The following is a 21426-nucleotide window of genomic DNA, read 5'->3' as shown; positions in this document are numbered from 1 at the left end:
TCTCCAGATTCGGCCCGTCCAGGACCTGTTGTATGCACAGCTCAAACCGGCTGTTAAGTCTGTTTTGGCTGTTATCCATAAAGTATAGATTGCAGGCAAAAGAGACTATGGAGAGGAAGGTGTTAAAAAGGCCCCACTTGCGTGGAGCCTTTATTGTACGCTTTTTAACGCGTGATTTCAGTCAATTCCAGTTAGATGGACTGAGTGAAAGTACGGGTGATAACGTCCTGCTGCTGTTCTTTAGTCAGGGAGTTAAAACGTACTGCGTAGCCAGATACACGGATGGTCAGCTGAGGATATTTCTCAGGGTGTTCCATCGCATCGAGCAGCATTTCACGGTTCATCACGTTCACGTTCAGGTGCTGACCACCTTCGATGGACGCTTCGTGGTGGAAGTAACCATCCATCAGACCCGCGAGGTTAGTTTTACGCACTTCGTCGTCTTTACCCAGTGCATTTGGAACGATAGAGAAGGTGTAAGAGATACCATCTTTAGCGTATGCAAACGGCAGTTTAGCAACGGAGGTCAGAGAGGCAACCGCACCTTTCTGGTCGCGACCGTGCATTGGGTTAGCACCTGGGCCGAATGGCGCACCAGCACGACGACCGTCTGGGGTGTTACCGGTTTTCTTACCATACACAACGTTAGAGGTGATGGTCAGAACAGACTGAGTCGGGATAGCGTTACGGTAAGTAGTCAGTTTCTGAATTTTCTTCATGAAACGTTCTACCAGGTCAACCGCCATGTCATCAACGCGAGAATCGTTGTTACCAAACTGCGGGTATTCGCCTTCGATTTCGAAGTCAACAGCCAGGCCGTCTTCGTCACGAATTGGTTTAACTTTCGCATATTTGATTGCAGACAGGGAGTCAGCAGCAACGGACAGACCAGCGATACCACACGCCATGGTGCGGACAACGTCACGGTCGTGCAGCGCCATCAGAGAGGCTTCGTAGCTGTACTTGTCGTGCATGTAGTGGATAACGTTCAGTGCAGTGACGTACTGTTTAGCCAGCCAATCCATGAAGTGATCCATGCGGTCCATCACTTCGTCGAATTTCAGCACGTCGCCTTTGATTGGTTCAGACTTAGGACCAACCTGCATTTTCAGTTTTTCATCAACGCCGCCGTTGATTGCGTACAGCATGGTTTTCGCCAGGTTTGCACGCGCACCGAAGAACTGCATTTGTTTACCAACGACCATTGGGCTTACGCAGCAAGCGATAGCGTAGTCATCGTTGTTGAAGTCCGGACGCATCAGGTCATCGTTCTCGTATTGCAGAGAAGAGGTGTCGATGGACACTTTAGCGGCGAATTTCTTGAAGTTCAGAGGCAGTTTTTCAGACCACAGAACAGTGATGTTCGGCTCCGGAGACGGCCCCATGGTGTACAGGGTGTTCAGGAAGCGGAAGCTGTTTTTGGTAACCAGAGTACGGCCATCAACGCCCATACCACCGATAGACTCAGTTGCCCAGATTGGGTCACCAGAGAACAGTTCATCATATTCAGGAGTACGCAGGAAACGAACCATACGCAGTTTCATGACCAGGTGGTCAATCATTTCCTGAGCGTCTTGTTCAGTGATTTTGCCTGCTTTGATATCACGTTCGATGTACGCATCCAGGAAGGTGGATACGCGGCCGAAGGACATTGCTGCACCGTTCTGAGACTTAACAGCGGCCAGGTAGCCGAAGTAGGTCCACTGGATAGCTTCCTGAGCATTGGTCGCAGGACCAGAGATATCGCAACCGTATTTAGCAGCCATCTCTTTGATCTGGCCCAGCGCACGGTGCTGTTCAGCGATTTCTTCACGCAGACGGATTGTCGCTTCCAGGTTAACGCCATTTTCCAGGTCAGACTGGAGAGAAACAAACTGTGCGTATTTGTCTTTCAGCAGGAAGTCGATACCGTACAGTGCAACACGACGGTAGTCACCGATGATACGGCCACGGCCATATGCATCTGGCAGACCAGTCAGAACGCCAGATTTACGGCAGTTCAGAATGTCTTTGGTGTAAACATCGAATACGCCCTGGTTGTGGGTTTTGCGGTATTCGGTGAAGATTTTTTTCAGCATTGGGTCCAGCTCGCGGTTGTACGCTTTGCAGGAACCTTCAACCATTTTGATACCACCGAACGGAATGATTGCACGTTTCAGTGGAGCTTCAGTTTGCAGACCAACGATTTTCTCAAGGGCTTTGTTGATGTAGCCAGCATCGTGAGAAGTAATGGTGGAAGCTACGGAGGTGTCAAAATCAACTGGCGCGTGAGTGCGGTTTTCCAGTTTAACGCCTTCCATTACGTTGTCCCACAGCTTGGTGGTCGCGTCAGTTGCGCCAGCCAGGAAGGATTCGTCACCTTCATACGGGGTGTAGTTTTTCTGAATGAAGTCACGGACGTTTACTTCATTCTGCCAGTCACCTTTAGTAAAACCTTCCCAGGCTGTGGCTAACTTCTCATTAAGTTCGGACATGTAACACCTACCTTCTTAAGTGGATTTTTTATTTACTGCCTGAGAAAACCATCAATGATGGTCGCCGCCACGCAGGTAAATGACCCAGTATGTCAACCCAACTAACAGACCCCCACCGATAATGTTCCCGATAGTGACAGGGATCAGGTTATCAGTAATGAAGTTCATAATAGTCAGGTGAGAGAAACTTTCCGGGGTTGAACCAACTGCAGTCCAGAACTCCGGGCTCGCAAAGTTGCGGATTACAATCCCCATAGGGATCATAAACATGTTTGCGATACTGTGCTCAAAGCCGCTGGCAACAAACATCGCAACCGGCAGAACCATAATCATGGCTTTGTCCATTAGGCTACGACCAGAGTAGCTCATCCAGACAGCCAGGCAGACCATCAGGTTTGCGAGAATGCCAAGAGCGACAGCTTCGATAAATGTATGGTGCATTTTGTGGTCTGCGGTTTGCAGGACGTTAAGCCCCCAGCCGCCGTTGGCGGTCATGTATTCGCCAGACAACCACATCAACAAAACAAAGAGCAGACACCCAATCAGGTTACCAACATAGACGTTTAACCAGTTACGTGCCAGTTGGCCCCAGGTAATTCTTCCGCTGGCTTTTGCGACGACAATCAGCACCGTTGAGGTGAAGAGGTCAGCGCCGCAGATGACGCAGAGGATAAGTCCCAGTGAGAAACAGATACCGCCAATCAGTTTCGCCATACCAAAAGGCATTGTGGCAGTACCGGTCGTGGCAGTGATGTAAAAGACAAAAGCAATGGAGATGAACACACCCGCGGTGATCGCCAGATAAAAGGTCTTCATCGGGTGTTTCGTTGCTTTATAGACACCCGCTTCTTCGGCAACTTTGGCCATCGCAGCTGGGAGTAAAAGATCAAAAGGGTTGTCAGCTTTCACACTAACTCTCTCTTTATTAAGTCGGCGACGAGATACTAACAAAGCATTATAGAAGAGAAATTGATATAGATCATATCTCGCCTGGCTTATAGGCCCGCAATGCGTATGGTTTTACAGCGAAAGCGGAGTAAGTGTTTGATTATCCGTATAAAAATAAATTTTAAAAGTTATGAAAAGAGTTGAATTTTTTCGTTCGCGCTCCCTTAAAACAGTTAATTAAAATGGAGTATTTACCATAAAAAGTAACAGTTAATCTCGGGTAAGTATTATTATATTTACCCGTATTTAACTTTATTATTACAATCAAAAATCATTGCGAAAGAAATAAAAAAACGGGGCAATGAAATTGCCCCGTAATATAGCCCAGACGATTGAATCCGCCTACAGTTGGTAATGTTATATGCGCTTATTTTGACCAGTAAGCGGCTTTTGCCTTCTGTAACTTCTCATACGCTTTCAGCAGTGACTGATGTGCCGGGAAGGCTTTCAGATCGTTATCTACCGTTTGCAGGCCGTAGAACGGCTCTTCACCGCTCAGGGCCGCGCTGGCTGCTTCTACAGCGTCGGCGCCATACATACGCACGAAGGCATTCAGATATTGCAGTGGCTGACGTTCTTCTTCCTGCGCGAGCAGCAGCAGGGTTTGCAGGCAACGGTAGTAGTTAGCGCGCTCTGCGGAGAAGACGGACTGGTTGAACTCCATCGTCCATTCTGTCCATGCCAGCGCCTGATCCAGGTCACCACCCGCCAGGGCCAGCATCGCTTTCAGCTCGCCAATGCGCAGGGTGTACCAGCCATTGTCTTTACCGGTTGCCAGACCAAGCAGCTCACGCACGCGGGTAAAGTCATCGTGACCTTCGTCGTCCAGCTGCGCGATCAGGTTCAGATAGTCTTCTTTTTCCCACTCACTACCTGGCAGTGACAGCAGCGTTTCACGAAGATGCGCACCCATGCTGTTATTTGCCAGCCACAGATCTTCTGCCGGATAAATGTCAGACATGCCAGGCACCAGAATACGGCAAGCGTATACGCTCAGGTGTTCGTAGTCGGCAATGTAGACTTCTTTATCTTCAGCTTTGAAGATAGCCATCAGGGTGGCGAACTCTTCTTCGGTGGTGCCTGCAAAGCTCCAGTCAACGAACGGGTAGTCTGCATCCTGTTTAAACATATCCCAGGAGATCAAACCGCTTGAATCGATGAAGTGGGTTTCGAGGTTCGCGTGTTCAGCCACTTCTTCGTCGTCGAAGGTTGGTGGGGTAAACACGTCGAGATCTTTCAGGCTACGGCCCTGAAGCAGCTCGGTGACCGTACGTTCCAGCGCGACGCCGAAATCAGGATGCGCACCAAAGGAAGCAAAGCAGGTCCCGTTCGCCGGGTTGAACAGCACGACGCAGATAACCGGGTATTTACCCCCCAGAGAGCCGTCATAGGCAAAGATTGGGAACCCTTCGGCTTCCAGCTTCGCGATAGACTCCACAACGCCCGGATAACGTGCCAGAACGTCGGCCGGAATTTCAGGCAGGCTGATGGATTCTGCGATAATGCGGTTTTTGATGTGGCGTTCGAACACTTCAGACAGACCCTGAACACGCGCTTCGTTGCGGGTGTTGCCGGCTGACATACCGTTCGACACATACAGGTTACCGACGATGTTCATCGGGATGTATACGGTCTGCTCGTCAGACTGACGGGTAAACGGCAGGGCGCAGATACCGCGATCTTCATTACCGGACTGCAAATCGATAAGCATACTGGCGGTCAGTTCGTTATCGGCGTCGTAAAACGCGCGCAGTCGGGCATCCAGAATGCCTTCCGGCAGTTCGTCATCTTCGGTCAGCGGGAACCATTTTTCATTCGGGTAGTGAACGAATGGGCCGTTAGCGATGGTGTCACCCAGCCAGAAGTCGGCGAAGAAATAGTTGGTGGACAGACGCTCAAAATACTCACCCAGCGCAGAGGCCAGTGCGGCTTTTTTGGTGGCGCCTTTACCGTTGGTAAAGCACAGCGCGCAGTCTTTGTCGCGAATATGCACGGACCAGACGTGAGGAACCGGATTCAGCCAGGAGGCTTCTTCAATATTAAAGCCCAGGTCGGTCAGTTTCTGCTGGAAGCGAGCGATGGAATCTTCCAGAGCGGCGTCTTTGCCGGGGATAAACGTTTGAGTCATGGCGTTCACTTTTATCGTACGTAAAGCGCGCAATGATACGGGTTTTGCGTGACGGGTGCTATCTTCGGCGAAAATAAATGACTGGGCTATGCTTAGTGACAGTAACCCACTGTTAAGGCATAGAAAAATGAAAGCATTCGATCTTCATCGGATGGCATTTGACAAAGTTCCACCCGATTTTTTATGGGAGGTGGCGCTGCGTAGTCTTTATACCTTCGTCCTGGTCTTTCTTTTCCTCAAAATTACCGGGCGTCGCGGCGTTCGTCAGATGTCGCTTTTTGAAGTGCTGATCATCCTGACGCTGGGATCCGCGGCCGGGGATGTTGCTTTTTATGACGATGTGCCGATGGTGCCGGTCTTCGTGGTTTTTGTCTCGCTGGCCTTGCTGTACCGGCTGGTGATGTGGCTGATGTCAAAAAGCGAAAAGCTGGAAGACCTGCTCGAAGGGAAGCCGGTGGTCATCGTCGAAGAGGGGCAACTGGCCTGGGAGAAAGTCCGCGGGGCCAATATGACGGAATTTGAATTCTTTATGGAGCTGCGCCTCAACAGCGTAGAACAGCTCGGGCAGGTGCGTCTGGCCATTATGGAAACGAACGGACAAATCAGCATTTATTACTATCACGATGATGATGTGAAGCCTGGACTGTGTATTCTTCCTGAAAGCTTTGTGGCGCGGTTTAAGACGATACCGGAAACGGGCGAGTATGCTTGTATAAGATGCAGCCATGTCGAAGCGATGCAGGCAGGAGAGCATCAATTATGTCCCCGCTGCGCGAATCCAGAATGGTCGAAGGTTAGCCGGGCCAAACGCATCACCTGACAGCCATTTTGTCGGTTTTGTTACAGTGGGGTGGCAGATTGTATTGTGTGACGACGGGCACATTTCGCCGGTCATAAGTTTTAGACATTGCGGCGCGTGTCACTGAATGATAAAACCGATATCCACAGTAATAACTTATTGCTTTTAGCGTGGTGAGGGAAATGGCTCAAGTCTTTAATTTCAGTTCAGGTCCGGCAATGTTACCGGCGGATGTGCTCAAACAGGCTCAACAGGAACTTTGTGACTGGCAGGGTCTGGGCACGTCGGTGATGGAAATCAGTCACCGTGGCAAAGAATTTATTCAGGTGGCTGAAGAAGCAGAAAAGGATTTTCGTGATCTGCTAAATATTCCCTCGAACTACAAAGTATTGTTCTGCCACGGCGGCGGTCGCGGTCAGTTTGCTGGCGTACCGCTGAACATCCTGGGCGACAAAACCACTGCTGACTACGTTGATGCGGGCTACTGGGCGGCAAGCGCCGTTAAAGAAGCCAAAAAATACTGCTCACCGAATGTGATCGACGGCAAAATCACCGTTGATGGCCTGCGCGCTGTTAAGCCGATGAGCGAGTGGCAGCTTTCTGACAACGCTGCATACCTGCACTATTGCCCGAACGAAACCATCGACGGTATTGCCATCGATGAGACCCCGAATTTCGGCAAAGATGTGGTGGTGGCTGCCGACTACTCCTCAACAATCCTCTCCGCGCCAATTGATGTCAGCCGTTTCGGTGTCATCTACGCGGGCGCGCAGAAAAATATCGGCCCGGCTGGGCTGACGCTGGTCATCGTGCGTGAAGATCTGCTGGGCAAAGCCCATACGTCATGCCCGTCCATCCTTGATTACACCGTGCTGAACGACAACGACTCTATGTTCAACACCCCGCCAACATTTGCCTGGTATCTGGCAGGCCTGGTCTTCAAATGGCTGAAGCAGAATGGCGGCGTGGCGCAGATGGACAAGATCAATCAGCAAAAAGCCGATCTTCTGTACGGTGTGATTGATAAGAGTGATTTTTACCGTAACGACGTGGCGCAATCTAACCGCTCCCGCATGAACGTACCGTTCCAGCTCGCCGACAGCAGCCTGGATAAACTCTTCCTTGAAGAGTCCTTCGCGGCGGGTCTGCACGCGCTGAAAGGCCACCGCGTAGTGGGTGGGATGCGTGCTTCTATTTATAACGCCATGCCGCTGGAAGGCGTAAAAGCGTTAACCGATTTCATGGTCGACTTCGAACGTCGCCGCGGTTAATCACGCTGTTTTTCACCCCCGCAGTTATGCTGCGGGGTTTTTATTATGTTGAGTTGAGAGTTAAGTTTCATGGAATCCCTGACGTTACAACCTATCGCGCGGGTAGATGGCACCATTAATCTGCCTGGTTCAAAAAGTGTCTCGAACCGCGCTCTGCTGCTGGCAGCTCTGGCAAACGGCACCACCGTCCTTACAAACCTGTTGGACAGCGATGATGTTCGCCATATGCTCAATGCGCTGAAAGCGTTGGGAGTTCAATACACGCTGTCTGACGACCGTACACGTTGCGAAGTGACCGGCAACGGCGGTGCACTGCACGCTGGCGAAGAGCTGGAACTGTTTCTCGGGAACGCTGGTACCGCGATGCGCCCGCTGGCGGCAGCCCTGTGTCTGGGCAGCAACAACATTGTGCTGACCGGCGAGCCGCGCATGAAAGAGCGTCCGATCGGTCATCTGGTGGATGCCCTTCGTCAGGGCGGCGCGCAGATTGATTATCTGGAGCAGGAAAATTATCCGCCACTGCGTCTGCGCGGTGGTTTTACCGGTGGTTCCGTTGAGGTTGACGGTAGTGTATCAAGTCAGTTCCTGACCGCGTTGCTGATGACCGCGCCACTGGCACCGCAGGATACGGTTATCACCATTAAAGGTGACCTGGTTTCTAAACCTTACATCGATATCACGCTGCACCTGATGAAAACCTTCGGTGTTGACGTTGAAAACGAGGCGTACCAGCGCTTTGTCGTGCGTGGCGCACAGCAGTACCAGTCCCCGGGCAACTACCTGGTTGAAGGCGATGCGTCCTCGGCGTCTTACTTCCTGGCGGCCGGTGCGATTAAAGGCGGCACTGTGAAAGTCACCGGTATCGGCCGTAACAGCGTGCAGGGCGATATCCGTTTTGCTGACGTACTGGAAAAAATGGGTGCTGTTGTGACCTGGGGTGATGATTTCATCTCCTGTACGCATGGCGAGCTGAACGCCATTGATATGGACATGAACCATATCCCGGATGCCGCGATGACTATTGCGACAGCCGCGCTGTTTGCGAAAGGCACCACCACGCTGCGTAATATCTATAACTGGCGTGTGAAAGAAACTGACCGCCTGTTTGCGATGGCGACCGAACTGCGTAAAGTGGGCGCAGAGGTAGAAGAGGGCGAAGACTACATTCGCGTGACGCCTCCGGCCAAATTGCAGGTTGCGGAAATTGGCACCTACAACGATCACCGTATGGCGATGTGTTTCTCGCTGGTGGCGCTGTCCGACACGCCTGTCACTATTCTCGACCCGAAATGTACGGCGAAAACCTTCCCGGACTACTTCGAACAGCTGGCGCGTATTAGCACGCTGGCCTGATGACATTATGCCGCATCCTGCGATGCGGCATTTCCTTACGCTTCCTGACGTTCATTCCTGCCCATTTCTTCTACACTCTGCTTCATTAAATCCGTAATTTGCACGCAAAGGTAACAGTTGCGCACGTTGGCGCGTATAATGCGCGGCGTTTATGTTAACGGTATGCCTTTATTAAGGAGAAAAAGATGACGGCAGTTGCCCCGGTAATCACCATTGATGGGCCTAGTGGCGCAGGGAAAGGTACTCTGTGCAAGGCGATGGCGGAAGCATTGCAATGGCATCTTTTAGATTCGGGAGCAATCTATCGCGTGCTGGCCCTGGCTGCGCTGCATCACCATGTGGATGTCGCATCTGAAGAAGCGCTGGTACCGCTGGCTGCGCACCTGGATGTGCGTTTTGTGTCGACCGACGGCAACCTTGAAGTGATCCTGGAAGGGGAAGATGTGAGCGGTGAAATCCGCACTCAGGAAGTGGCTAATGCCGCCTCTCAGGTTGCTGCGTTCCCGCGAGTTCGTGAGGCGCTGTTGCGTCGTCAGCGCGGCTTCCGTGAAGCACCAGGCCTGATAGCCGATGGGCGTGACATGGGAACCGTGGTGTTCCCTGATGCACCTGTTAAAATTTTCCTTGATGCCTCCTCTGAAGAACGTGCGCATCGCCGTATGCTTCAGTTGCAGGAGAAGGGCTTTAGTGTTAACTTTGATCGCCTTTTATCCGAGATAAAAGAGCGCGACGACCGCGATCGTAACCGCGCCGTCGCTCCACTTGTTCCTGCAGAAGATGCATTAGTGCTGGATTCAACCAGTTTAACTATTGAGCAAGTGATTGAAAAAGCGCTACAATATGCGCGCCAAAAACTGGCACTCGCGTAATCGCGACAGAATTTGTAGTACCCCCGCTGCAATGGATTGTGAGCGGGTATGTGAAACAACCCCATCCGGCATGAAGCCAGGTGGACGTTAAATCTAACTCTGAAGATTAAACATGACTGAATCTTTTGCTCAACTATTTGAAGAATCTTTAAAAACAATCGAAACCCGTCCGGGTTCCATCGTTCGTGGCGTTGTTGTTGCTATCGACAAAGACGTAGTCCTGGTTGATGCGGGTCTGAAATCTGAATCTGCAATTCCTGCAGAGCAGTTCAAAAACGCAGCCGGCGAACTGGAAATTCAGGTCGGTGACGAAGTTGACGTTGCGCTGGACGCAGTAGAAGACGGCTTCGGCGAAACCCTGCTGTCCCGTGAAAAAGCTAAGCGTCACGAAGCTTGGATCACGCTGGAAAAAGCTTACGAAGAAGCTGAAACTGTGGTCGGTGTTATCAACGGCAAAGTTAAAGGTGGCTTCACTGTTGAGCTGAACGGTATTCGTGCGTTCCTGCCAGGTTCACTGGTAGACGTTCGTCCAGTTCGTGACACCCTGCACCTGGAAGGCAAAGAGCTTGAGTTCAAAGTTATCAAGCTGGACCAGAAGCGTAACAACGTTGTTGTATCCCGTCGTGCCGTTATCGAATCCGAAAACAGCGCAGAACGCGATCAGCTGCTGGAAAACCTGCAGGAAGGCATGGAAGTCAAAGGTATCGTTAAGAACCTCACTGACTACGGCGCATTCGTTGACCTGGGCGGCGTTGATGGCCTGCTGCACATCACCGACATGGCGTGGAAACGCGTTAAGCACCCAAGCGAAATCGTGAACGTTGGCGACGAAATCACTGTTAAAGTGCTGAAGTTCGACCGCGAACGTACTCGTGTATCCCTCGGCCTGAAACAGCTGGGCGAAGATCCATGGGTTGCTATCGCTAAACGTTACCCAGAAGGTACTAAACTGACTGGTCGCGTTACCAACCTGACTGACTACGGCTGCTTCGTTGAAATCGAAGAAGGCGTTGAAGGTCTGGTGCACGTTTCCGAAATGGACTGGACCAACAAAAACATCCACCCATCCAAAGTTGTTAACGTTGGTGATGTAGTGGAAGTTATGGTTCTGGATATCGACGAAGAACGTCGTCGTATCTCCCTGGGCCTGAAACAGTGCAAAAACAACCCATGGCAGCAGTTCGCGGAAACCCACAACAAGGGCGACCGTGTTGAAGGTAAAATCAAGTCTATCACTGACTTCGGTATCTTCATCGGCCTGGACGGCGGCATCGATGGCCTGGTTCACCTGTCTGACATCTCCTGGAACGTTGCAGGCGAAGAAGCAGTTCGTGAATACAAAAAAGGCGACGAAATCGCAGCAGTTGTTCTGCAAGTTGACGCAGAGCGTGAGCGTATCTCCCTGGGCGTTAAACAGCTCGCAGAAGATCCGTTCAACAACTGGGTTGCACTGAACAAGAAAGGCGCAATCGTAAACGGTAAAGTGACTGCAGTTGACGCTAAAGGCGCAACCGTAGAACTGGCTGACGGCGTTGAAGGTTACCTGCGCGCTTCCGAAGCTTCACGTGACCGCGTTGAAGATGCAACTCTGGTTCTGAGCGTTGGCGACGACGTTGAAGCTAAGTTCACCGGTGTTGACCGTAAGAACCGTGCTATCAGCCTGTCCGTACGTGCTAAAGACGAAGCTGACGAGAAAGATGCAATCGCAACTGTTAACAAACAGGAAGATGCAAACTTCTCTAACAACGCAATGGCTGAAGCTTTCAAAGCAGCTAAAGGCGAGTAATATCAAGTTCTCTGCATCATTTGAGCTGTAACGCAATTACAGTGAGAAGGATGAGGAGCAGACTTGACAGATTGCAGGATTCGTCCTGTAATCAATAACAAAGGGCGGCTACGGCCGCCCTTGTTTAATGAGCTGTTCAGCTAATTGGTTTGAAGGAACCGGAGGAATCATGACCAAGTCAGAATTGATTGAGAGACTTGCCAGTCAGCAACCGCATGTCCCGGCGAAGGCTGTGGAAGATGCTGTTAAAGAGATGCTGGAGCATATGGCCACCACTCTTGCCCAGGGCGAGCGCATTGAAATCCGCGGTTTCGGAAGTTTTTCTCTGCACTACCGTGCTCCACGTACCGGGCGTAACCCGAAGACTGGCGATAAAGTAGAGCTGGAAGGTAAATACGTTCCACACTTTAAGCCGGGTAAAGAACTGCGCGATCGCGCCAATATTTATGGCAACTGAGTTTAGCCGTCAGGGTTAAACTGGGTTAAAAAGAAAGCACCTTAGGGTGCTTTTTTTGTTTGTATTTTTTCTCTTCTGAAGACGTCCCGCAATTCTGTTGTTGTTTTTCCGCAAACTGAAAAAATCATTACAGCGCCCGCTGTAGTTCTCTCTTTCTCCACCTGACTCTCACCCTTATCAGCCACATACTCCTGCAAAACAGGGAGGTTGTGATGGGGATACCGACGATCGGTGCGTGTGTCATTCTGGCAATAATACCGTTGCTCTGGTTGCCCGTGTTGCCGGGTATACATGGGGTGTGGGTGATGATCGCAGCAGGGATTGTGTTCTCATTACAACGCTTAACGGTATTGCGCTTTACTGGCCTGTGGATGCTCTTTTTTTCCTGGGCAGTATTGTCGGCAATGGAGCACGTCTGGCCGATGCAGCATTTAACCCGTGGAGCACAACAGGCTGAGGTGGTGATTACTGAAACGGATGGCGAAACGACCCATAAAGGAACGATTGTTTCCCTGAATGGAAAGCGCTGGTGGCCCGCAACGGGCGTGGTGTTATACGGCAATGACTTGCCGCAGGTAGCCTGTGCAGGGCAACGCTGGGCAATGACGCTGCGCCTCAGAGCCGTACATGGTGAGTTAAATGATGGCGGCTTTGATTCGCAGCGAAACGCATTTGCCCGACATCAAACGCTGACCGGCAGATTTACAGCGGCAGAAATTGTCGAGGGTTCCTGTAGTTTACGTTCACGCTATCTAGCTTCTTTGCGAAATACGCTTTCGCCTTATCGCTGGGGGCCGGTGATCCTGGGCCTGGGAATGGGAGAGCGTCTGGCAGTGTCCCGGGAAATCAATAACCTGATGCGCGAGACAGGCACAATTCATCTGATGGCCATATCCGGGCTACACATTGCGCTTGCCGCATCGGTTATTTGGCTACTGGCCCGGGGGGGACAGTTTTTTTTACCCAGCCACGTCATTAACTGGCGGATGCCTTTACTGGCGGGGCTGTTTTTTGCCGCCTTCTATGCGTGGCTGACAGGCCTACAACCGCCGGCATTACGAACTGTTATCTCGCTTGCGACCTTTGCTGTATTACGACTCAGCGGGCGACGATGGTCAGCCTGGCAGGTCTGGCTGTGCTGTGTGGCCACTATTCTGGTTGTTGACCCGATGGCTGTGCTTTCGCAGAGCCTCGTATTGTCCGCTTTTGCGGTAGCGGCACTGATATTCTGGTATCAATGGTTACCGCTGCCGTCCTGGCGACTGAACCGCTGGCTAAAGCCATTTGTGGAGCTGCTGTATCTACAGGTGGGCATGTTGCTGCTGCTGTTGCCATTGCAGGTACTGATTTTCCATGGCATGAGTCTCTCTTCGTTAGTGGCTAATCTGTTTGCCGTCCCTCTCGTGACGTTCATCTCCGTTCCGCTGATCCTGCTTGGCATGTTGCTGCATTTGCTGCCGTTAGCTGTACTGGAAACGGCTATCTGGATTATGGCGGATAAATCCCTGGCGCTGCTGTTCTGGTTATTGATGCATTTACCCGATGGCTGGCAGGACATCGATGAACGCTGGCAATATTTAACACTGCTTCCCTGGTTCGCCGTTATTGGCTGGCGCTTGCAACTCTGGAAAACAGCGCCGGCGGTGTGCCTTGCTGGCACTGTTTTACTGACATTCCCGCTCTGGAGAACGGTGAAAAATGATAGCTGGACGCTGCATATGCTCGATGTGGGGCAGGGGCTGGCTATGGTTGTTGAGCGTGACGGGAGGGCGATTCTGTACGATACCGGGATTGCCTGGCCGGGTGGCGACAGTGCCCAGCAGGTTATTATTCCCTGGCTACGCTGGCATCACCTGGTCCCCGAGGGGGTTATCCTGAGTCATGAGCATCTTGATCATGTCGGAGGACTACCCTCATTACAGAAAGCCTGGCCGGCCATAAGGATAAGAAGCCCGCTGCGCTGGGCAGGCCATCTTCCCTGTTTTCGTGGGCAACAATGGCGATGGCGAGGGTTAACCTTCACCGTTCACTGGCCGCCTGAAGCGTTGTCTGAAGCGGGGAATAATCGCTCATGCGTGGTAAAAATCGATGATGGCGAGCAGAGCATTCTGTTGACGGGGGATATTGAGGCTAAGGCTGAGCAGGCGATGGTAAGCCATCACTGGCGTTATCTTACGTCTACACTCATTCAGGTGCCTCATCATGGAAGTAACACCTCTTCTTCACTGCCACTGGTGCAGCGCACGGAAGGGAAGGTCGCACTGGCCTCCGCAGCACGCTATAACGCATGGCGATTTCCGTCGACCAAAGTGGTCCGACGTTACAGGAAAGAGGGCTATTTTTGGCTGGATACACCTCAATCTGGACAAATCTCTGTGACTTTTTCGCAACATGGCTGGCAAATCCGCCGCTTACGTGATCAATATTTACAGCGTTGGTATCATCAGTGGTTTGGCGAGCCAGTAGATAACGGGTAGAATATGCGGCTATTTCAACAAGTGCTGGTTTTTTGAATGCATAACGACAAAGATCTCTCCACGTGGCAAACGTTCCGCCGACTCTGGCCGATGATTGCACCTTTTAAAACAGGCTTGATCGTGGCGGGTGTAGCGTTAATCCTCAACGCAGCCAGCGATACTTTTATGCTATCGCTTCTCAAACCGTTACTGGATGACGGTTTTGGTAAAACGGATCGCTCAGTGCTGCTATGGATGCCTCTGGTGGTTATCGGACTGATGATCTTACGCGGTATCACCAGCTATATTTCCAGCTACTGCATTTCATGGGTGTCGGGAAAAGTGGTTATGACCATGCGTCGTCGACTGTTCAGTCATATGATGGGGATGCCTGTCTCTTTCTTTGACAAGCAGTCTACCGGGACGTTGTTGTCACGTATCACTTACGACTCAGAGCAAGTTGCGTCGTCCTCCTCCAGCGCACTGATTACCGTTGTGCGTGAAGGTGCGTCGATCATCGGCCTGTTTATCATGATGTTCTATTACAGCTGGCAGCTGTCGATCATCCTCATTGTTCTGGCACCGATTGTCTCTATTGCGATCCGCATGGTTTCTAAGCGTTTCCGTAATATCAGTAAGAACATGCAGAACACCATGGGGCAGGTGACGACCAGCGCGGAGCAGATGCTGAAAGGGCATAAAGAAGTGTTAATTTTCGGCGGTCAGGAAGTCGAAACAAAACGCTTTGATAAGGTCAGCAACAAGATGCGTCTCCAGGGGATGAAAATGGTGTCGGCCTCCTCAATTTCCGACCCGGTCATTCAGCTGATTGCGTCTCTGGCGCTGGCGTTTGTCCTGTATGCTGCAAGCTTCCCAAGCGTGATGGAAACCCTGACTGCCGGTACCATCACCGTGGTCTTCTCCTCGATGATTGCGCTGATGCGTCCGCTGAAATCTCTGACCAACGTGAACGCGCAGTTCCAGCGCGGTATGGCGGCTTGTCAGACACTGTTCAGCATCCTGGATTCCGAACAGGAAAAAGACGAAGGCAAACGCGTTATTGAGCGCGCCCAGGGTGACGTTGAATTCCGTAACGTCACCTTCACCTACCCGGGCCGCGAAACCCCTGCGCTGCGCAACATCAGCCTGAATATTCCGGCGGGTAAAACCGTTGCGCTGGTGGGACGTTCTGGTTCAGGTAAGTCTACTATTGCCAGCCTGATCACGCGTTTCTACGACATTAACGAAGGTGAGATCCTGTTAGACGGCCACGACCTCAGGGAATACACACTGCAATCGCTGCGTAATCAGGTTGCGCTGGTGTCCCAGAACGTCCATCTGTTTAACGATACGGTTGCCAACAACATCGCTTATGCACGTACTGAGGAGTACAGCCGCGAGCAGATTGAAAACGCTGCACGCATGGCCTACGCGATGGACTTTATCAACAAGATGGATAACGGGCTTGATACGGTCATCGGTGAGAACGGTGTCCTGCTCTCGGGTGGCCAGCGTCAGCGTATCGCCATTGCGCGTGCGCTGCTGCGCGATAGCCCAATCCTGATCCTCGATGAAGCGACCTCAGCACTGGATACGGAATCTGAGCGAGCCATTCAGTCTGCGCTGGATGAACTGCAAAAGAACCGCACGTCACTGGTGATTGCGCACCGTCTGTCGACTATCGAGCAGGCGGATGAAATCGTTGTTGTTGAAGATGGCCTGATTGTCGAACGTGGCAGCCATGCCGATCTGCTGGCACATCGTGGCGTTTACGCCCAGCTTCACAAGATGCAGTTTGGCGAATGATCGCACGCATCTGGTCAGGTGAATCCCCACTGTGGCTGTTGCTTCTGCCGCTCTCCTGGCTTTACGGTCTGGTGAGCGGTGTCATCAGCCTGCTTTATCGTCTGGGGATAAAACGTGCCTGGCGTGCGCCGGTTCCTGTTGTGGTGGTCGGTAATCTGACTGCCGGTGGAAATGGCAAAACGCCGGTCGTTATCTGGCTGGTGGAACAGCTTAAAGCGCGCGGTATTCGCGTTGGGGTAGTATCGCGCGGTTACGGTGGTAAAGCGGCTAAGTATCCGTTGTTGCTGACATCCGACACGCTGACGAGTGAAGCAGGTGATGAGCCTGTTTTAATCTACCAGCGAACAGGTGCGCCTGTTGCGGTGTCGCCTGTACGTAGCGAAGCGGTTCAGGCTCTCCTCGCTGAACATGACGTACAAATCATCATCACTGACGACGGTCTGCAACATTACGCGCTGGCGCGTGACAAAGAGATTGTGGTCATTGATGGCGTTCGTCGATTTGGCAATGGCTGGTGGTTACCCGCCGGGCCGATGCGCGAACGTGCTTCCCGACTCAAGTCAGTTGATGCGGTCATTGTGAATGGTGGCGTGGCGCAGCAGGGTGAAATTCCTATGCATCTCCATCCTGGTCTGGCCGTGAATTTGCTGACCGGGGAACGCAAGGCTGTTGCGCAACTTCCTGCTCTGGTCGCGATGGCGGGGATTGGGCATCCACCTCGTTTCTTCGCTACTCTGGAGCAATGCGGGGCAAGGATTGAGAAGCGTGTTCCACTGGCCGACCATCAGGCATTGGTGCCGGAACAGGTTGCAGCATTTGCCGTTCCCGGGCAGACGCTTATCATGACAGAAAAAGACGCAGTGAAATGCCGCGCCTTTGCAAAAGAGAACTGGTGGTATCTGCCGGTTGACGCTGAACTCAGCGGTGAGCAACCGGAACAATTGCTAAAGGACCTGATTGCGTTGATGCATTAATCGCAAACGCGGTTCTGGTGGCGCTTTGACTGACAGGAAAACGCATGTCTTTACCGCAACTCTCACTCTCAGCCGCACGTAATCTACACCTTGCCGCGCAGGGGCTGCTGAAAAAGCCCCGTCGCCGCGCACAACCTTCCGATATCCTTTCCACCGTGCAGCGCATGTCGCTGCTGCAAATTGACACCATTAACATCGTGGCCCGTAGCCCCTATCTGGTGCTGTTTAGCCGTCTGGGAGCGTATCAGCCTCAGTGGCTGGACAACGCGCTCAGCCAGGGCGAGTTAATGGAATACTGGGCGCATGAAGCCTGTTTCCTGCCACGCAGCGATTTTTCGCTGGTACGTCACCGGATGCTCTCCCCGGATAAAATGGGCTGGAAATACCGTCAGGAGTGGATGCGGGAGCACGCTGCGGAAATCGAACAACTGATTGCCCATATTCAGGAAAACGGCCCGGTTCGTTCGGTTGATTTTGAGCATCCACGAAAAGGCGCGAGCGGCTGGTGGGAGTGGAAACCGCACAAGCGCCATCTTGAAGGGCTGTTTACCTCAGGAAAGGTGATGGTGATAGAACGTCGCAATTTTCAGCGAGTGTATGACCTCACGCACCGCGTAATGCCGCACTGGGATGACCAGCGAGACCTGCTCTCGCAGGGGGATGCCGAAGCCATCATGCTGGCAAACAGCGCCCGCAGTCTGGGGATCTTTCGCCCGCAGTGGCTGGCGGATTACTACCGGCTTCGCCAGCCAGCGCTAAAACCGCTGCTGGACATGTGGCAACAGGCGCAGCGTGTTATTCCAGTTGAAGTCGAAACGCTCGGTGAGATGTGGCTGGACGCCGATTTGCTGCCCCTGTTGCCGCAGGCGCAGAAGGGTAAGCTCCAGGCGACGCACAGCGCGGTGCTTTCACCTTTTGATCCGGTGGTCTGGGACAGAAAACGTGCCGAGCAGCTGTTTAACTTCAGCTACCGGCTGGAGTGCTACACCCCGGCGCCAAAACGTCAGTACGGCTATTTCGTTTTACCGCTGCTGCATAAAGGGCAACTGGTCGGGCGTATGGATGCCAAGATGCACCGCAAAACGGGCGTACTCGAGGTTATCGCTCTCTATCTTGAAGAGGGGATAAAAGTGACCGCGACGCTGGATAAAGGGTTAGCCACCGCAATGACGGATTTTGCCGTCTGGCAGGGCGCCCGGGAAGTGACGCTGGGGCGTTTACCTGACGGACTGTTTACCGCCTGTCGAAGTGGCTGGGAAACAGGCACTCCCTGAAAAGGGATTGTGATAAGCTTTAGGGATTACCCATACGGAGGAACTATGGATCACCGTTTACTTGAAATTATTGCCTGCCCGGTGTGCAACGGCAAACTGTACTACAGCCAGGATAAACAAGAACTGATTTGCAAACTGGACAGCCTGGCTTTCCCTCTGCGTGACGGTATTCCGGTTCTGCTGGAAAACGAATCCCGTTCACTGGTGGCAGAAGAGAGCAAACCATGAGTTTTGTTGTCATTATTCCTGCGCGCTATGCTTCAACACGCCTGCCAGGTAAACCGCTGGTGGATATCAACGGTAAGCCAATGATTGTGCATGTCCTCGATCGCGCCCGCGAATCGGGTGCCGATCGCGTTATCGTGGCAACCGATCACCCTGATGTCGCCCGTGCGGTAGAAGCAGCGGGTGGCGAAGTGTGCATGACCCGTGTCGATCACCAGTCTGGTACCGAGCGTCTGGCTGAAGTGGTCGAAAAATGCGGTTTCAGTGACGATACCGTCATTGTGAACGTGCAGGGCGATGAGCCGATGATCCCGGCGGTGATTATCCGCCAGGTTGCGGAAAACCTGGCCCAGCGTAAGGTAGGAATGGCCACGCTTGCAGTGCCGATTCACCATGCGGAAGAAGCGTTCAACCCGAATGCGGTGAAAGTGGTGATGGACGCAGAAGGCTACGCGCTTTATTTCTCCCGTGCGACGATCCCGTGGGATCGCGATCGTTTTGCCGCGTCGAAAGAGGCGATTGGCGATACCTTCCTGCGCCACCTGGGGATTTACGGCTACCGCGCAGGCTTTATCCGCCGCTATGTCACCTGGGCGCCAAGTCCGCTGGAACATATCGAAATGCTCGAACAGCTTCGCGTGCTGTGGTACGGCGAGAAGATCCACGTTGCCGTCGCTCAGGAAGTCCCTGGCACAGGGGTTGATACGCCAGAAGATCTCGAACGCGTTCGCGCAGAGCTGCGTTAATCTCTCAGCATCCCCTCGCCAGGGGGGATGTTTCACCGCCTGGGCTTTTCTCCTTTTTCTTTCCCATAATTGATCTCATTCGGGTGACAACCGTCGCCAGCACGCTCATTATAAAAGCAGTAGTCTTAATGGGGGTAATCTCATATGGAACAGCTGCGTGCCGAACTTAGCCATCTGCTTGGCGAGAAATTAAGCCGGGTTGAGTGCGTGAATGAGAAGGCAGACACCGCACTATGGTCATTGTATGACAGTCAGGGAAACCCAATGCCGCTGATGGCCAGAAGTTTTACCTCGCCGGGTGTCGCCAGACAGCTGGCCTGGAAAATGTCGATGCTGGCAAGGGAAGGAACGGTGCGGATGCCAACGGTTTACGGCGTAATGACGCACGAAGAACACCCCGGCCCGGATGTGCTTTTGATTGAACGGTTACGTGGAGTGTCCGTTGAAGCCCCGGCGCGTACGCCGGAACGCTGGGAGCAACTAAAAGATCAGATTGTTGAAGCGCTGCTCGCATGGCATCGACAGGATAGCCGCGGTCTGGTGGGGGCTGTCGATAGCACACAGGAAAATTTGTGGCCTCTCTGGTATCGCCAGCGGGTTGAAGTGTTATGGGGAACGCTAAACCAGTTCAGCAATACCGGCCTGACCATGCAGGATAAACGTATTCTGTTTCGCACCCGCGAATGCTTACCGGCCTTGTTTGAAGGGTTTAACGACAACTGCGTGCTGATCCATGGCAATTTTACCTTGCGCAGTATGTTAAAAGATTCCCGCAGCGATCAGCTGCTGGCGATGGTAGGGCCCGGAGTCATGCTCTGGGCACCCCGTGAGTTCGAGCTGTTCAGGCTAAACGACAGCGCTTTCGCAGAAGGGTTGCTGTGGCATTACCTGCAACGCGCGCCAGTTGCTGAGGCGTTTATCTGGCGACGCTGGCTCTATCTGTTATGGGATGAAGTGGCGCAACTGGTTAATACCGGGCGATTTAATCGCGCCAACTTCGATCTCGCGACAAAATCACTCCTGCCCTGGCTCGCCTGACGAGCCTTTTAGCCACTGCCAGATGCGCCCGAGCGTTTCGTAGCCCACGCGATCGCTGTGCATCAACCATACCGGGGACGGGATCGCCCGTTCCCACGGGTTAAGAGGCGCAGAGATAGCCATCTGGTTGGCGGGGGCCGGCAGCGGGTGTAAACCCTGTTTCTCGAAGAAAATCATCGCTCTGGGTAAGTGCGACGCCGATGTCACCAGTAAGAATGGCGCATCGCCAATGGCTTGTTCCACCGCAGCCGCTTCTTCTTCCGTGTCTTTTGGGCTGTCCAGCGTGATGATCGATGTACGCGGTACGCCCAGCGATTCAGCTACTCTTGCGCCAGCTTCTGCCGTGCTGACCGGATTCGTTTTTGCCGCCGCCCCCGTAAAAATCATCTTTGCTCCCGGATTTGCCAGCCACAGGCGGATGCCTTCGTTTAGCCGGGGAAGACTGTTATTGATCAGGTTCGAGCTTGGCGCCCACTGTGGATCCCAGGTGTAACCGCCACCCAGCACCACGATATATCCGATTTTCTGATTTCCCTGCCAGGTCGGGTACTTATTTTCAATCGGGCGCAATAAGCTATCCGCGACGGGTTGCAGGCTTAACAGCAGCAACGCCAGCCAGCCGAGCGTAATGATCGATTTGCCACTTTTCTGAAAGCGGCTAAACCACACCAGCGCCAGGCCCAGGGCGATAAGCATCAGCAGCAACGGAAGGGGAAGCATCATGCCTCCAATGGTTTTTTTCAGGGTAAAAAGCATCCTTTTTGGTTCCTTTTTTGACCATACAGCAGGCGATTACCTGTGATCTTACACCAGAGAGGTTCA

Annotated in this window: 17 protein-coding genes; 13 read left to right on the top strand and 4 right to left on the bottom strand. The window is 52.6% G+C overall.

Going from position 1 to position 21426, the window contains the following annotated elements; genetic code table 11:
* Positions 1-191 precede the first annotated feature (191 nt).
* The 3 genes from pflB to ycaO form a co-directional block, all read right to left on the bottom strand.
* A complete protein-coding gene (gene pflB / locus F3J30_RS09610; protein ID WP_014069575.1) occupies positions 192-2474 on the bottom strand; it encodes a formate C-acetyltransferase in 2283 nt (760 codons plus the stop codon).
* 51 nt (positions 2475-2525) lie between these two features.
* A complete protein-coding gene (gene focA, locus F3J30_RS09605; protein ID WP_014069576.1) occupies positions 2526-3383 on the bottom strand; it encodes a formate transporter FocA in 858 nt (285 codons plus the stop codon).
* Positions 3384-3789: 406 nt separating this feature from the next.
* Positions 3790-5550 carry a 30S ribosomal protein S12 methylthiotransferase accessory factor YcaO gene (gene ycaO, locus F3J30_RS09600; RefSeq protein ID WP_166717081.1) on the bottom strand — a complete coding sequence of 587 codons (1761 nt, stop codon included), beginning with the start codon at positions 5548-5550 and terminating at the stop codon, positions 3790-3792.
* Between the two features lie 127 nt (positions 5551-5677).
* Between ycaO and F3J30_RS09595 the strand changes: the two genes are divergently transcribed.
* From F3J30_RS09595 to F3J30_RS09535, 13 genes are all read left to right on the top strand, one after another.
* Positions 5678-6370 carry a DUF421 domain-containing protein gene (locus F3J30_RS09595; protein ID WP_166717080.1) on the top strand — a complete coding sequence of 231 codons (693 nt, stop codon included), beginning with the start codon at positions 5678-5680 and terminating at the stop codon, positions 6368-6370.
* A gap of 161 nt (positions 6371-6531) precedes the next feature.
* The gene (gene serC / locus F3J30_RS09590; protein ID WP_166717079.1) at positions 6532-7620 is read left to right on the top strand and encodes a 3-phosphoserine/phosphohydroxythreonine transaminase; all 1089 of its coding nucleotides are present in this window, start codon (positions 6532-6534) and stop codon (positions 7618-7620) included.
* 69 nt (positions 7621-7689) lie between these two features.
* The gene (aroA, locus tag F3J30_RS09585) at positions 7690-8973 is read left to right on the top strand and encodes a 3-phosphoshikimate 1-carboxyvinyltransferase (RefSeq protein WP_166717078.1); all 1284 of its coding nucleotides are present in this window, start codon (positions 7690-7692) and stop codon (positions 8971-8973) included.
* A 185-nt stretch (positions 8974-9158) separates the two neighbouring features.
* The gene (cmk, locus tag F3J30_RS09580; RefSeq protein ID WP_014069582.1) at positions 9159-9842 is read left to right on the top strand and encodes a (d)CMP kinase; all 684 of its coding nucleotides are present in this window, start codon (positions 9159-9161) and stop codon (positions 9840-9842) included.
* A gap of 112 nt (positions 9843-9954) precedes the next feature.
* A complete protein-coding gene (rpsA, locus tag F3J30_RS09575) occupies positions 9955-11628 on the top strand; it encodes a 30S ribosomal protein S1 (RefSeq protein ID WP_014069583.1) in 1674 nt (557 codons plus the stop codon).
* A 169-nt stretch (positions 11629-11797) separates the two neighbouring features.
* The gene (gene ihfB, locus F3J30_RS09570) at positions 11798-12085 is read left to right on the top strand and encodes an integration host factor subunit beta (protein WP_014069584.1); all 288 of its coding nucleotides are present in this window, start codon (positions 11798-11800) and stop codon (positions 12083-12085) included.
* Between the two features lie 212 nt (positions 12086-12297).
* Positions 12298-14562 (top strand): ComEC family protein, encoded by a 2265-nt coding sequence (locus F3J30_RS09565; protein ID WP_166717077.1) that lies wholly within the window; start codon positions 12298-12300, stop codon positions 14560-14562.
* Positions 14563-14598: 36 nt separating this feature from the next.
* A complete protein-coding gene (gene msbA / locus F3J30_RS09560; RefSeq protein WP_014069586.1) occupies positions 14599-16347 on the top strand; it encodes a lipid A ABC transporter ATP-binding protein/permease MsbA in 1749 nt (582 codons plus the stop codon).
* Entirely contained in the window at positions 16344-17321 is a 978-nt protein-coding gene (gene lpxK, locus F3J30_RS09555; RefSeq protein ID WP_166717076.1) for a tetraacyldisaccharide 4'-kinase, read from the top strand. The genes msbA and lpxK overlap by 4 nt, the downstream gene beginning before the upstream one ends.
* 44 nt (positions 17322-17365) lie before the next feature.
* Complete coding sequence (locus tag F3J30_RS09550) at positions 17366-18595, top strand: winged helix-turn-helix domain-containing protein (protein ID WP_166717075.1); 1230 nt, start codon at positions 17366-17368, stop codon at positions 18593-18595.
* 45 nt (positions 18596-18640) lie between these two features.
* Entirely contained in the window at positions 18641-18823 is a 183-nt protein-coding gene (ycaR, locus tag F3J30_RS09545) for a protein YcaR (protein WP_014069589.1), read from the top strand.
* Complete coding sequence (gene kdsB, locus F3J30_RS09540; RefSeq protein WP_014069590.1) at positions 18820-19566, top strand: 3-deoxy-manno-octulosonate cytidylyltransferase; 747 nt, start codon at positions 18820-18822, stop codon at positions 19564-19566. Before ycaR ends, kdsB begins: the two co-directional genes overlap by 4 nt.
* A gap of 144 nt (positions 19567-19710) precedes the next feature.
* Positions 19711-20604: a YcbJ family phosphotransferase gene (locus F3J30_RS09535; protein WP_166717074.1), complete on the top strand. Its 894-nt coding sequence runs from the start codon at positions 19711-19713 to the stop codon at positions 20602-20604.
* Here the strand turns inward: F3J30_RS09535 and elyC are convergent.
* Positions 20581-21360, bottom strand: a complete 780-nt coding sequence (elyC, locus tag F3J30_RS09530; RefSeq protein ID WP_166717073.1) for an envelope biogenesis factor ElyC — start codon at positions 21358-21360, stop codon at positions 20581-20583. The genes F3J30_RS09535 and elyC overlap by 24 nt on opposite strands.
* Positions 21361-21426: the final 66 nt, after the last annotated feature.

It is taken from the genome of Enterobacter sp. Tr-810 (assembly GCF_011752765.1).
GTDB classification, from domain to species: Bacteria; Pseudomonadota; Gammaproteobacteria; order Enterobacterales; family Enterobacteriaceae; genus Enterobacter; species Enterobacter soli.
Note: the sequence above shows the minus strand (reverse complement) of the source record. Positions and strands in the feature narration are given on the sequence as shown.